General features: G+C 56.0%; 13 protein-coding genes. 1 reads left to right on the forward strand and 12 read right to left on the reverse strand.

The window, feature by feature from the left end; all coding sequences use genetic code 11:
* Positions 1–4: 4 nt before the first annotated feature.
* Genes nadD through leuS form a run of 4 tightly spaced genes read right to left on the reverse strand, consistent with a single transcriptional unit; the run spans position 5 to position 4,872 of the window.
* Positions 5–658, reverse strand: a complete 654-nt coding sequence (nadD, locus tag DW56_RS16330; protein WP_024551833.1) for a nicotinate-nucleotide adenylyltransferase — start codon at positions 656–658, stop codon at positions 5–7.
* Positions 651–1,682 carry a DNA polymerase III subunit delta gene (holA, locus tag DW56_RS16335; RefSeq protein WP_024551832.1) on the reverse strand — a complete coding sequence of 344 codons (1,032 nt, stop codon included), beginning with the start codon at positions 1,680–1,682 and terminating at the stop codon, positions 651–653. The genes nadD and holA overlap by 8 nt, the downstream gene beginning before the upstream one ends.
* A complete protein-coding gene (gene lptE, locus DW56_RS16340) occupies positions 1,682–2,275 on the reverse strand; it encodes an LPS assembly lipoprotein LptE (RefSeq protein WP_024551831.1) in 594 nt (197 codons plus the stop codon). The genes holA and lptE overlap by 1 nt, the downstream gene beginning before the upstream one ends.
* A gap of 14 nt (positions 2,276–2,289) precedes the next feature.
* Entirely contained in the window at positions 2,290–4,872 is a 2,583-nt protein-coding gene (gene leuS / locus DW56_RS16345) for a leucine--tRNA ligase (protein ID WP_049291773.1), read from the reverse strand.
* Between the two features lie 227 nt (positions 4,873–5,099).
* On the opposite strand from leuS, the gene DW56_RS16350 reads away from it, so the two are divergent.
* The gene (locus DW56_RS16350; RefSeq protein ID WP_024551829.1) at positions 5,100–5,585 is read left to right on the forward strand and encodes a zinc ribbon-containing protein; all 486 of its coding nucleotides are present in this window, start codon (positions 5,100–5,102) and stop codon (positions 5,583–5,585) included.
* 45 nt (positions 5,586–5,630) lie between these two features.
* Here DW56_RS16350 and DW56_RS16355 read toward each other — a convergent pair whose 3' ends face one another.
* The 8 genes from DW56_RS16355 to DW56_RS16390 form a co-directional block, all read right to left on the reverse strand.
* Complete coding sequence (locus tag DW56_RS16355; protein WP_024551828.1) at positions 5,631–6,356, reverse strand: amino acid ABC transporter ATP-binding protein; 726 nt, start codon at positions 6,354–6,356, stop codon at positions 5,631–5,633.
* On the reverse strand, positions 6,356–7,030 hold the full coding sequence (gene gltK / locus DW56_RS16360; RefSeq protein ID WP_024551827.1) for a glutamate/aspartate ABC transporter permease GltK: 675 nt from the start codon (positions 7,028–7,030) through the stop codon (positions 6,356–6,358). The genes DW56_RS16355 and gltK overlap by 1 nt, the downstream gene beginning before the upstream one ends.
* Positions 7,030–7,770: an amino acid ABC transporter permease gene (locus DW56_RS16365; protein ID WP_024551826.1), complete on the reverse strand. Its 741-nt coding sequence runs from the start codon at positions 7,768–7,770 to the stop codon at positions 7,030–7,032. Before DW56_RS16365 ends, gltK begins: the two co-directional genes overlap by 1 nt.
* Before the next feature lie 158 nt (positions 7,771–7,928).
* Entirely contained in the window at positions 7,929–8,834 is a 906-nt protein-coding gene (locus tag DW56_RS16370) for an amino acid ABC transporter substrate-binding protein (protein WP_024551825.1), read from the reverse strand.
* A gap of 350 nt (positions 8,835–9,184) precedes the next feature.
* Positions 9,185–10,726 carry an apolipoprotein N-acyltransferase gene (lnt, locus tag DW56_RS16375; protein WP_024551824.1) on the reverse strand — a complete coding sequence of 514 codons (1,542 nt, stop codon included), beginning with the start codon at positions 10,724–10,726 and terminating at the stop codon, positions 9,185–9,187.
* 4 nt (positions 10,727–10,730) lie between these two features.
* Positions 10,731–11,609, reverse strand: a complete 879-nt coding sequence (gene corC, locus DW56_RS16380) for a CNNM family magnesium/cobalt transport protein CorC (protein WP_024551823.1) — start codon at positions 11,607–11,609, stop codon at positions 10,731–10,733.
* A gap of 102 nt (positions 11,610–11,711) precedes the next feature.
* The gene (gene ybeY, locus DW56_RS16385; RefSeq protein ID WP_024551822.1) at positions 11,712–12,179 is read right to left on the reverse strand and encodes an rRNA maturation RNase YbeY; all 468 of its coding nucleotides are present in this window, start codon (positions 12,177–12,179) and stop codon (positions 11,712–11,714) included.
* Positions 12,176–13,237: a PhoH family protein gene (locus DW56_RS16390; protein ID WP_024551821.1), complete on the reverse strand. Its 1,062-nt coding sequence runs from the start codon at positions 13,235–13,237 to the stop codon at positions 12,176–12,178. Before DW56_RS16390 ends, ybeY begins: the two co-directional genes overlap by 4 nt.
* Between the last annotated feature and the right edge of the window lie 125 nt (positions 13,238–13,362).

Consider the following 13,362-nt stretch of genomic DNA (forward strand, 5'->3'; position numbering starts at 1 on the left):
TCGGTTATCGGTAAAGGTGATGCTCGCGAATATAAGCGAGTACCGCAGGGGGAACGATATCATCGCAGCGGCGATTTTCCGCAAGGCGGCTGCGAATGTCAGTTGCCGAAATATCAAAAAGCGGCGTGTCGGCAAGAAAGATATGCCCGGCGGGACGCTGGTGGAGCAGGGCGATATCGCTGGTGAGGCGGGATTCGAGCCATCGCTGCTGTTTTTCATCTGGCATACGCACCGGATAACCCGGGCGACGGCAGACCAGGAGATGGCACCGCTCCAGTAACTGTTCGTAGTGATACCAGCGAGGCAACGAAAGCAGGGAGTCCTGGCCAATAATAAACGCCAGAGGCGCCGCCTCGCCGCATTCTTCGCGCAACTGGCGGAAAGTTTCAGCCGTGTAAGAGGGCGTTTCGCGCTGTAGCTCCCGGTCATCAAGGGAAAAGAGCGGGTTGTCGGCGATGGCCAACTCCACCATCGCTTTGCGCTGCGCGCTGCTGGCCCGGGGCTGCGGGCGGTGCGGCGGCACGTTATTCGGCATGATAACGATCTGCGCGAGCTTTGCCGTTTTCGCCAGCGCCTCTACCGGGCGCAAATGACCATAGTGAATCGGGTCGAACGTCCCGCCGTAATAAGCCTGTAATTGACTCGCAGCGTCAGCCATCAATAAAGATATCCGCCAGGGGTTTATGACAGAGTAGCAGAGAGAGGCTGTCTAATTCTGCCCAGACCGACTGACCATAATCCTGCTTAAGCGTCAGTTCGATTTGCGTCAGCAGCCGAACCGCCTGCCAGAGCTGATCGTCGTTAAGCCGCGTTAAGGCTTCTGTCAGCAGACCCCGACGGTTTTGCCAGACGCGGTGTTGATCAAAAAGGCTTCGCAGCGGCGTGGAGGCCGACTGGCGTTTGAGGGTGACGAGCAGCAGCAGTTCGCGCTGGATGGTGCGCAGCAAAATGACCGGCTCGGCGCCTTCAAGACGCAGTTGCTGCAAAATATGCAGCGCGCGTTTGCTTTTTCCCGCCAGCAACGCGTCTACCCAGTGAAACGGCGTAAAGTGCGCCGCGTCGTTTACCGCCTGCTCTACGCGCGGCAACGTCAGTTTGCCATCCGGCCAGAGTAGCGAAAGACGCTCTAGCGCTTGTGAAAGCGCCAGCAGGTTGCCTTCGTAGCAATAGCAAAGCAGCTGACTGGCGGCATCATCAAGCTGCAAATTCATCTGCTTCGCCCTTGCTGCGACCCAGCGCGGCAGATGCGCCTGTTCAGGCGTCTGGCAGGTCACCTGCACGGCCCGGCTGGCAAGCGCGGTCAGCCAGGCGGCGTTTTCCTGCGCTTTCGTCAGCTTAGTGCCGCGGACAATCAGCAACAGATCGTCATGCAGAAGTGAAACCAGCGTGGAAAGCTGTTCATTGATGGCGGCATTGGGGCCGTTTTCCGGCAGCGTGAGCTGCAACGTTTGTCGGCTCGCAAAAAGGCTCATCGCCTGGCATAACGAAAAAATCGTCTGCCAGTCGGTGCTGGCATCCAGAATAAAGCGGTGGTGTTCGGCAAATCCCTGCTGCTGCGCGGAGGCGACGATAGCATCGTGGCTTTCCTGCAACAGCAGCGGGTCGTTGCCAAGCAGCAGATACGCCGCGCGCAGCCCCTCATGGAGCTGCGCGTGGAGTTGCTCGGGGTAAAGCCTGATCATCAGAGCGTGGTGGAAACGCGGCCAGAGGTCGCAACCGGCGCTGTCGGCGGGTTAGTCACCGTAACCGGCTTTTGCGCTTCCTGCGTTTCGGCGACATCTTTAGCGTGAACGGCCAAAAGTTTGCGGATCAACTGCTCGGCAGCTTTGTCGTACATCTCCTGGATAAGCAGCTCCTGCTCCGCCGTTTTCGCCAGCGCCGTTAGCGGGTTGTCGAAGAACGAACGGTAAACTTTGGTGCTGATAGGGTAGATGTCGTGGTTCGGGATCAGGACCGACGCGTTCACCACCATGACCATCTGGTATTCCGCCGTCTGGCCGTTCTGGAATATCGACGCGGTATCCTGCGACAGCGCGGCGCCGCTAAGGCGCAGAGACGGAATATCTTTGCGCACCGCGCTCGGCTCGACAATCTCAACCCCATTCAGACGCAGTTGCTTACGAACAGAGCGCGTCAGCGGGCCGTTCGGATCGTTCGAATCCAGAATCAGCTTTTGCATCTGCGTTGGCACCGACGTGGTGTTACGAAGGTGCCAGCCACATCCGGCGGTGACCAGCACCGCCAGGCTCATTATTACAGCGATAAAATATCGCACGCTTCCTCCTGCGCTTAGCCTACAACCAGGTTCAGCAGTTTACCCGGCACGTAAATCACTTTACGTACGGTAACGCCGGTAAGGTATTTCGCCACCAGATGCTCCTGGCCGGCGCGCTCGCGAACTTGCGCTTCGGTAGCATCCGCCGGAACGGTGATTTTACCGCGCACTTTGCCGTTGACCTGCACGACCACGAGCGTGGTCTCTTCCACCATGGCGCTTTCATCAGCCTGCGGCCACGGCGCGTTGTCGATATCGCCTTCGCCGCCCAGCTCCTGCCACAGCGCAAAGCTGATATGCGGCGTGAACGGGTTAAGCATGCGCACGACCGCCAGCAGCGCTTCCTGCAACAGCGCGCGATCCTGCTCGCCTTCCTGCGGCGCTTTCGCCAGCTTGTTCATCAGTTCCATAATAGCCGCGATAGCGGTGTTGAAGGTCTGACGGCGGCCGATATCATCGGTCACTTTGGCGATAGTTTTATGAACGTCGCGGCGCAGCGCTTTTTGATCTTCGCTCAACGCAGCCACATCCAGCGCCGGAGCAGCGCCCTGGGCGGTATGTTCCGCCACCAGCTTCCAGACGCGTTTCAGGAAGCGGTTGGCGCCTTCCACGCCCGATTCCTGCCATTCAAGCGTCATGTCTGCCGGCGATGCGAACATCATGAACAGACGCACGGTATCCGCGCCGTAACGTTCAACCATCTCCTGCGGGTCGATGCCGTTGTTTTTCGACTTCGACATTTTGCTCATGCCGGTGTACACCAGCTCATGACCCGCGGCGTCGGTCGCTTTCACAATGCGGCCTTTCTCATCGCGCTCGACAATCGCGTCTTTCGGGGAGACCCAAATACGCTCGCCGTTATCGCCCAGGTAATAGAAGGCGTCCGCCAGCACCATGCCCTGGCAAAGCAACTGTTTAGCAGGCTCGTCAGAGTTCACCATGCCTGCGTCGCGCATCAGTTTGTGGAAGAAGCGGAAGTAGAGCAGGTGCATGATGGCATGCTCAATACCGCCAATGTAGATATCCACCGGCAGCCAGTAGTTGGCGGCTTTAGGATCCAGCATGCCTTCCTGATATTGCGGGCAGGTGTAGCGCGCGTAATACCAGGAGGACTCCATAAAGGTGTCGAAGGTGTCGGTTTCACGCAGCGCCGGCTGGCCGTTGACGGTGGTTTTCGCCCATTCCGGGTCAGCCTTGATCGGGCTGGTGATGCCGTCCATGACCACATCTTCCGGCAGGATCACCGGCAGCTGATCTTCCGGCGTTGGCATCACGGTGCCATCTTCCAGCGTCACCATCGGGATTGGCGCGCCCCAGTAACGCTGACGGGAAACGCCCCAGTCGCGCAGGCGATAATTGATTTTGCGCTCGCCTACGCCTTTAGCGGCAAGTTTGTCGGCGATGGCGTTAAACGCGGCTTCAAAGTCGAGACCGTCGAATTCGCCGGAGTTGAACAGCACGCCTTTTTCAGTCAGCGCCTGCTGGCTGAGGTCCGGCTCGCTGCCATCGGCGGCGAGGATGACCGGCTTGATGGAGAGATCGTATTTGGTGGCGAATTCATAATCGCGCTGGTCGTGACCCGGAACCGCCATCACCGCGCCGGTGCCGTATTCCATCAGCACGAAGTTTGCAGCCCAGACGGGAATCGCTTCGCCGGTCAGCGGGTGAATCGCTTTGATGCCGGTGTCGACCCCTTTCTTCTCCATGGTCGCCATGTCGGCTTCCGCCACTTTGGTATTGCGGCATTCGGCGATGAAATCGCCCAGCGCCGGGTTATACGCTGCTGCCTGCTGCGCCAGCGGATGACCGGCGGCGACGGCAAGGTAAGTGACGCCCATGAACGTATCCGGACGAGTGGTATAAACCGTCAGCTTCTCATCGCTGTCCTGCACGTCGAAAGTAATTTCAACGCCTTCGGAACGGCCGATCCAGTTACGCTGCATGGTTTTCACGGTATCCGGCCAGTGATCGAGCTTATCCAGATCGTTCAGCAGTTCGTCTGCGTAAGCGGTGATTTTTATAAACCACTGCGGGATTTCTTTACGCTCAACTTTGGTGTCGCAGCGCCAGCAGCAACCGTCAATGACCTGCTCGTTGGCAAGCACGGTCTGGTCGTTCGGGCACCAGTTCACCGCAGAGGTCTTTTTGTAAACCAGACCTTTTTTATACAGCTCGGTAAAGAATTTCTGCTCCCAGCGATAGTATTCCGGGGTGCAGGTCGCCAGCTCGCGGCTCCAGTCGTAGCCAAAGCCCAGCATCTTGAGCTGGTTCTTCATGTAATTGATGTTGTCGTATGTCCACGGCGCTGGCGCAGTGTTGTTTTTCACCGCTGCGCCTTCAGCCGGCAGACCAAAGGCGTCCCAGCCGATCGGCTGCAACACGTTCTTACCCAGCATGCGCTGATAGCGTGCGATCACGTCGCCGATGGTGTAATTGCGGACATGGCCCATGTGTAGTCGGCCAGAAGGATAGGGAAGCATCGACAGGCAGTAATACTTCTCTTTGCTCTCGTCTTCAGTCACTTCAAATGTGCGCTTCTCTTCCCAGTGAAGCTGTACTTTGGATTCTATCTCTTCCGGGCGATATTGCTCTTGCATGGCAGCCAGTAGTCCTGTTTTCAATCCCGCTACAGCCGTAGCGTATACGTGTGTTGTTTCAGATCCGCATAGCATAGCCGATTAGGGCGCAGCGCAACAGCCTTTCAACGGGGCGGGAACCGATAGCCTTTGCAGGAATTTACCTGCGGCTGTGCTCAGGCTAACAAAGCGCGGACAGATTAAGGTCTATCATTAGAAGAGGTTACCCACTCAGGAGGCAAAAGGCGATGAACAAGGTTGCTCAATATTATCGGGAACTGGTGACCTCGCTCACCGAACGCGTGCGAAATGGCGATCGCGATATCGACGCGCTGGTAGCCAGCGCGCGCCAACGCGTGGCGCAAACTGGCGAACTCACACGCACGGAAATTGAAGAGGTAACCCGCGCGGTGCGCCGCGATCTGGAGGAGTTTGCCCGCAGCTATAGCGAAAGCCGTGACGAAGATTTTACCGACAGCGTGTTTATGCGGGTTATTAAGGAAAGCGTCTGGCAGGAGCTTGCAGACATCACTGATAAAACGCAGCTGGAGTGGCGCGAAGTCTTTCAGGATTTAAACCATCATGGCGTTTATCACAGCGGCGAAGTCGTGGGGCTTGGCAATCTGGTCTGTGAAAACTGCCATCATCATCTGGCCTTTTATACGCCGGAGGTTTTGCCGGTGTGTCCAAAATGCGGCCATAATCAGTTTCAGCGTCGGCCATTTGAGCCGTAATCGATGTTATGCGCGGGCCTTAACACTGGCCCGCGCACGCAAGGCTTAATGCAGGATCTTCGCGAGGAAATCTTTTGCGCGGTCTGATTGCGGGTTAGCGAAGAAATCCTCTTTCGGGGAGTCCTCCACGATTTTCCCTTCGTCCATAAAGATAACGCGATGCGCCACTTTGCGGGCGAAGCCCATTTCGTGCGTAACCACCATCATCGTCATGCCTTCATTGGCGAGCTCCACCATAACGTCCAGCACTTCGTTGATCATCTCCGGGTCAAGCGCGGAAGTCGGCTCATCGAAAAGCATCGCCACCGGGTCCATACAAAGGGCGCGGGCGATAGCCACGCGCTGTTGCTGACCGCCTGAAAGCTGCGCCGGGAATTTATTGGCGTGAGCGGAAAGCCCCACGCGCTCCAGCAATTTAAGCCCTTTCTGGCGCGCGGCCGCTTTATCGCGCTTAAGCACTTTTACCTGCGCCAGCGTCAGGTTCTCGATAATAGACAGATGGGGGAATAGCTCGAAGTGCTGAAACACCATACCCACATGGGAGCGCAGCTCCGCCAGATTGGTTTTTTTGTTATTAACCTGGGTGCCGTTAACGAAAATTTCGCCTTTTTGCACAGGCTCAAGCCCATTAACCGTTTTAATGAGCGTGGATTTGCCGGAGCCGGACGGCCCGCAAACCACGACCACTTCGCCTTTTTTAACTTCTGTTGAGCAGTCGGTGAGCACCTGAAACTGACCATACCATTTTGAAACATTTTTCAGGGAAATCATTACACAGTCCTTTTCTTCAGCCAGCCGACCAGGAGCGAAGCGCTCAGGCTAATGACAAAGTAAACCACACCCGCGAAGAGGATCATCTCCACCTGGGTGCCATCGCGCTCACCAATGGTGGACGCAGTGCGGAAAAAGTCCGCAAGGCTTAACACATAGACCAGCGAGGTGTCCTGAAACAGGACGATGCCCTGGGTGAGCAGCAGCGGTACCATGGCGCGAAACGCCTGCGGCAGAATAATCAGCTTCATCGACTGCCATTGGGTCATGCCGAGCGCCAGCGCGGCGCTGGACTGGCCGCGGGAGATGCTCTGGATGCCCGCGCGGATAATCTCGGAGTAATAGGCCGCTTCAAACATAGAGAAAGCCACCATCGCCGAGATCAGGCGAATATCTGTCTTTGGCGACAGGCCAAGCACGTTTTGCAGAAAGCCCGGCACGATCAGGTAAAACCAGAGCAGCACCATCACCAGCGGGATGGAGCGGAAAACATTCACATAACTGCTGGCAAACCACGCCACAGGCTTAAAGCTCGACAGGCGCATCACCGCAAGCAGCGTGCCCCAGACGATACCGATAATGACAGCCGTCACGGTGATTTTTAGCGTTATGAGCATGCCTTGCAGCAGATAAGGCAAGGCGGGGCCAATAGAACTCCAGTCAAATTCGTACATTATTTGCCTCCCAGGTTGCCCGGCAGGCGGACTTTACGTTCAACCACATGCATGACCAGCATAATCACGGTGTTGATAAGCACGTAGGCGAGCGTAATGGCGGTAAACGATTCCCAGGCGTGAGCAGAGTAGTCCAGCAGCTTGCCCGCCTGCGCCGCCATATCCACCAGGCCGATGGTTGAGGCGATGGCCGAGTTTTTCACCAGGTTCATCATCTCAGAGGTCATCGGCGGCACTATCACGCGATAAGCGTTAGGCAGCAGAACATAGCGGTAGGTTTGCGGCAGCGTCAGGCCCATTGCGAGGCCGGCATTTTTCTGGCCGCGCGGCAAAGAGAGAATAGCTGCGCGCACCTGCTCGCAAACGCGCGCGGCGGTGAAGAGCCCAAGGCAGATCATCGAGGAAACAAAGAACTGCACGTTAGGATCAAGCTCGGCCTTAAACCACATGCCCAGATCCTCAGGCAGCAGTTCCGGCACCACCAGATACCAGGTAAAAAATTGAACGATCAGCGGAACGTTACGAAACAGTTCCACATAGCAGGTGCCGATGCCCGCCAGAAAGCGGTTAGGCACGGTGCGCAGAATGCCAAACAGAGAGCCGACCAGGAAAGCGATGATCCATGCGGTAACCGACAGGGCGACGGTGACCTGAAACCCACTCCATAGCCAGCCCAGATAAGTGGTGTTGCCGAACGGGGCGGGCTGTAAAAATATTCCCCAGTTCCAGTCTATAGACATAGCGTACTCCGAAAAAAGAGGGGTAGCAGCGCTACCCCCGAAGATTGATGAGAAGCCTCTCTTTTCGCGCCGGATGGGGAACGGCCATCCAACGTATAGTCTGTCCGGGCTTGATTCGTCAATCGAGGGCAGGCTTCCCCGCCCCTTAATGGTTGTAATTAGTTAAGAGCTTTGTCGTTCGGTTCTTTAAAGAGCGTTTGCATATCCTGAGAAAGTTCGAAGTTCAGGTTAAGGTTTTTCGGCGGAATAGGGTTTTTAAACCATTGGTCGAACCATTTCGCCGCTTCGCCGGAGGTTTGAGCCTGAGCGATAGTGTCGTCTACCAGTTTCTTGAACGACTCATCGCCTTTACGCATCATGCAGCCGTAAGCTTCTTTTGACTGCGGCGTGCCGACGATTTCCCAGTTGTCCGGTTTCTTCGCCTTCGCGCGCTCGCCTGCCAGCAGGGCGTCATCCATCATGAACGCCACGGCGCGGCCGCTTTCAAGCGTGCGGAAAGAGTCGCCGTGATCTTTCGCGCTGATGATGCGCATATCCATTTTCTTTTCGTCATTAAGCTTATGCAGCAGCACTTCTGAGGTGGTGCCTGAAGTCACTACCACTGCTTTGCCTTTCAGATCCGCGAAATCCTTAATCGGGCCGCCTTTTTTCACCAGCAGACGGGTGCCGACGACAAAGATAGTGTCGGAAAACGCTGCTTGTTTCTGGCGCTCCAGGTTATTGGTAGTCGAGCCGCATTCAAAGTCGAAAGTGCCGTTTTGCAGCAGCGGAATACGGTTCTGCGAGGTGATTGGGATGAGCTTGACCTGAAGGTCCGGTTTGTTGAGCTGTTTTTTAACCGCTTCAACGATGGCGTTGGAATAGTCCTGAGAGTATCCGACCACTTTCTGCTGGTTATCGTAATAAGAGAAAGGGACTGAAGATTCACGGTGGCCGACCACAATCACCCCGTTGGCTTTGATCTTATCCAGCGTGCTCTGCCCGGTAGCGGCGTCTTCGGCGTGCACAGCGCCTGCGCTGAGCCCCATTACCAGCATTGCTGTGGCCAGTTTACGTAATTGCATATCCAACTCCTTTATCGTGGCGCCAGAGACGCCTTTGATACCCAATAGTGATGGTGTGTTGTTATGTTCTGCTACAAAAGCGTGCAGAGTTGTAGCTGTGTTGTTAACACTTAGCTTGGCTGAATGTAAATAATCTGCTCTTTATTTGTTTATTTTTGCGAAGTGCGCCGCACCATTCAGAGGCAAAAATAGCGCGATGCACCGTTTTGGTGCCGCTGGTGTACCGCTCTGGTGCAGAGGCTTCAACAGGCGCCCGCAGAAGGGCAAATCAGCCAATGTCTCTGATATGAATAAGCAAAGGGTATGCCAGAAATGAAAAAGGCCAGCATAGCTGGCCCTTGAGAAGGGGATTAACGACGTTTACGGCTGCGCAGGTTATAAAGCACGGCGCTAAAACCAAAAATAAGCGTAAGCGCCCACAACGGCCAGTTGCCGAAACGGGCATAAGGCGTAAGCCCGCGGGTAGGGGTCACGGTGGTGGTCAGCGCCTGTCGGGTGAATTGCGGGATAATATCCTGCACGTCGCCTGTTGGGGCGATCACGGCCGTTACGCCATTATTCGTGCTGCGCAACAGCGGGCGCGCCAGCTCCAGCGCCCGCATTCGCGCCATCTGGAAATGCTGCCACGGACCGATGGAATGACCAAACCAGGCGTCATTTGAAATGGTCAGCAGAAAATCCGTGTCCGGGCGAAAGTTATCGCGTACCTGCTCGCCGAGGATGATTTCGTAGCAAATGGCGGCGGTCAAATTAAAGCCATGCGCCTGAAGCTGCGGTTGCAAATAGGGGCCGCGACTAAACGAGGACATCGGCAGGTCGAAGAACGGCGCCAGCGGGCGCAGAATCGACTCCAGCGGCACAAACTCGCCAAAAGGCACCAGATGGTTTTTGTTGTAGCGATCGGCAGAGCTATAGCTGTACGCGTTCCCGGCGCCAAGCGTAATAATGGCGTTGTAAGTGTCGTAACGGTTATGTTCATTCAACCGCGCGTCCACAATGCCGGTAATCAGCGACGTATTGCGCTTGCGCAGCATTTCATCAAGCGAGGTCAGGAAACGTTGCTGGTTAATCTCCAGGTCAGGGATCGCCGACTCCGGCCAGATAATCAGCTGAGATTTTCCCATCTGCCCCAGCGAGCTGTTCATGTAAATATCCAGCGTATTCTGCAACTCTTTTTCATCCCACTTGAGCGACTGCGGGATATTGCCTTGCACCAGCGTTACATTAACCGCGCGTTCGGCCTGCGGCGTAAACCACTGGATATAACGCAACGGGAAGGGCAGGGCGAAAAGAAGCAGCGCCGCCAGCGCAGGCTGCCAGCGGCGAACATGCAGCGCCAGCACCAGCAGGCCGCTTACCGCCATCAGCAGGAAGTTAATGGCCTCGACGCCAAGCACGGGCGCCAGCCCTTTCAGCGGACCGTCGATCTGGCTGTAGCCAAATTGCAGCCACGGGAAACCTGTCAGCACCCAGCCGCGTAAAAACTCGGTGATTTGCCAGATCACGGGCGCGGCAATCGCCACGCGCCACCAGGTGGTTTTCGGCCACAGGCGCGACAGCGCGCCGGCGAAAAGCCCGGTATAGAGCGAGAGATAGGCGGCAAGCAGCACAACCAGCGCGACGTTAACCGGGCCTGGCATGCCGCCAAAAGTGGCGATGCTGACATAAACCCAGTTAATGCCGGTGCCGAATAAGCCAAAGCCCCAGAAGAAGCCGATAGCGGCGCTTTGCAGCGGGCGGCGGTTAAGCGTCAGCCCCTGAAGACCCATCAGGGAAAGCAGGGCGGCGGGCCAAAAATCGTAGGGAGAAAAGGCCAGCGTTCCGCTGGCTCCGAAAATCAGCGCCAGCAGCAGACGCACGCGCTGGCGTTCAATCAGTGAGGCAAAGGCCATTCCATTAGTCTTCCAGTTTTGGCGTCGGCGAATTGTCCGGTATTCTGACGTGAACCTGAATAATGCGGCGGCTGTCAGCCATCGCGACTTTGAACTGATAACCGTCAATCTCAATGGTTTCGCCACGGGCTGGCAGGTGACCGAAGGCCTGCATCACCAGTCCGCCGATAGTATCCACCTCTTCGTCGCTAAACTGCGTGCCGAAGGTTTCATTGAAATCTTCAATCGGGGCGAGCGCGCGTACCGTCCAGGTGTGGCGGCTCAGCTGACGGAAATCGATATCCTCTTCGTCGTCATATTCGTCTTCAATTTCACCGACGATAAGCTCAAGAATATCTTCAATGGTCACAAGGCCAGAAACGCCGCCGAACTCGTCGATAACGATAGCCATGTGATAACGCTGAGAACGGAACTCTTTCAGCATGCGGTCGACACGCTTGCTCTCCGGCACAACCACCGCCGGGCGCAGCACTTTTTCCATGCTGAACGGCTCGGCATCGCTGCGCATAAACGGCAGCAAGTCCTTCGCCATCAGGATCCCTTCGATGTGATCTTTATCTTCGCTGATAACCGGGAAGCGCGAGTGGGCAGACTCGATGATAACGTCGAGGCATTCGTCCAGGCTCTGGTTGCGTTTCAGGGTGACCATCTGGGAGCGGGGGATCATGATGTCGCGGACGCGCTGGTCGGCGATATCCATAACCCCTTCGAGCATGTCGCGCGTATCTTCGTCGATAAGCTCGTTTTGGCCGGAATCACGGATCAGGGCCAGCAGTTCGTCACGGTTTTTGGGTTCGCCGTGAAAAAGCTGGCTCAGAAGGAGGGAGAAAAATCCCTTTTTAGTGCTAAGTGAGTCGCTACTGTGTGAATTGTCGTCGCTCATGGCGTTAATTCAAGGTTCTCATGTTGGTTGATGTGTCGTCGGCGGCGGCGAAAACACGCTGCGACGGCAGAAAACGCTGGCGGCAGCGAGCTGCCGCACAGATTACTCTTTCTCGGCAATGTACGGATCGGCAAAGCCCAGGGCAAGCATTATCTCGGTTTCAATGCCTTCCATCTCTTCCGCTTCGTCATCTTCGATATGGTCATAACCCAGAAGATGCAGGCTGCCGTGTACTACCATATGCGCCCAGTGGGCTTCCAGCGGCTTTTCCTGCTCTTTTGCTTCCTGCTCAACGACCTGACGGCAGATGATAAGGTCGCCCAGCAGCGGCATTTCGATGCCGGGCGGCGCTTCGAACGGGAACGAAAGCACGTTAGTGGGCTTATCCTTGCCCCGGTAAGTCAGGTTGAGATCGTGGCTTTCCGCCTCGTCCACGAGACGGACAGTCACTTCCGCTTCTTCCTGAAATTGCGAAATTACAGCATCCAGCCAGCGTTGAAACTGCGCTTCTTCCGGCAAGCCGGAGGCGTTTTCGCAGGCAATCTGCAAATCAAGTATGACCTGACTCATTTATTCTCCTGCGCACCGGCGGCCAGCGCCTGCGCTTCACGTTTACGCTCGGCGGCCTGTTCCGCTTTGCGCTTCTGGTCCGCCTCTTCCCAGGCTTCATAAGCATTTACAATGCGCGCGACAACCGGATGGCGCACCACGTCTTCACTGTGGAAGAAGTTGAAACTGATCTCTTCCACTTCAGAGAGCACTTCAATGGCGTGACGCAGGCCCGATTTCATGTTGCGCGGCAAGTCGATTTGCGTGACGTCGCCAGTGATAACCGCTTTGGAGTTAAAGCCAATGCGGGTCAGGAACATCTTCATTTGCTCGATGGTGGTGTTCTGGCTTTCATCGAGAATGATAAACGCATCGTTAAGCGTACGACCGCGCATATAAGCGAGCGGCGCCACTTCAATAACATTGCGCTCCATGAGCTTTTCAACGCGCTCAAAGCCCAGCATTTCAAACAAAGCGTCATAAAGCGGACGCAGGTACGGGTCTACTTTCTGGCTGAGATCGCCTGGCAGAAAGCCGAGCTTCTCGCCTGCTTCTACTGCCGGACGGGTCAGCAAAATGCGGCGGATTTCCTGACGCTCCAGCGCATCGACGGCGGCGGCGACGGCGAGGTAGGTTTTCCCTGTCCCTGCCGGCCCAATGCCGAACGTAATGTCATGGTCAAGAATATTGGCGATGTATTGCGCCTGGTTTGGCGTACGCGGTTTAATGACGCCGCGCTTGGTCTTGATATTGACCGCTTTGCCATACTCCGGCACGCTTTCCGCGCTTTGCTCAAGCACGCGGAATTCTTTAATAGCCAGATGAATTTGTTCCGGCTCAATCTCTTTGATTTGCCCGCGCACCGGCGCGGTATCCACGTAGAGATGGCGAAGGATATCCGTAGCGGCGCTGACGCAAATGGTGCGTCCGGTGAGTTTGAAGTGATTATCGCGACGGTTGATTTCGATACCGAGGCGGCGCTCCAGCTGTTTGATATTGTCATCAAACGGTCCGCAAAGGCTAAGCAGACGGGCGTTGTCTGCGGGTTCCAGCGTAATTTCACGTGTTTCGATATTCAAACTTATCCTCTTGGTCACACAGGGCCAGTTAGGGTGAACAATGATGCCTGCTGATTTTCTCAGGCCCTGTCGAAATTATTCACGGCGAGGGAAAAAGGCGCAAGCGACGGCACTGATATTTGGGT

It is taken from the genome of Franconibacter helveticus LMG 23732 (genome assembly GCF_000463115.2).
GTDB classification, from domain to species: Bacteria; Pseudomonadota; Gammaproteobacteria; order Enterobacterales; family Enterobacteriaceae; genus Franconibacter; species Franconibacter helveticus.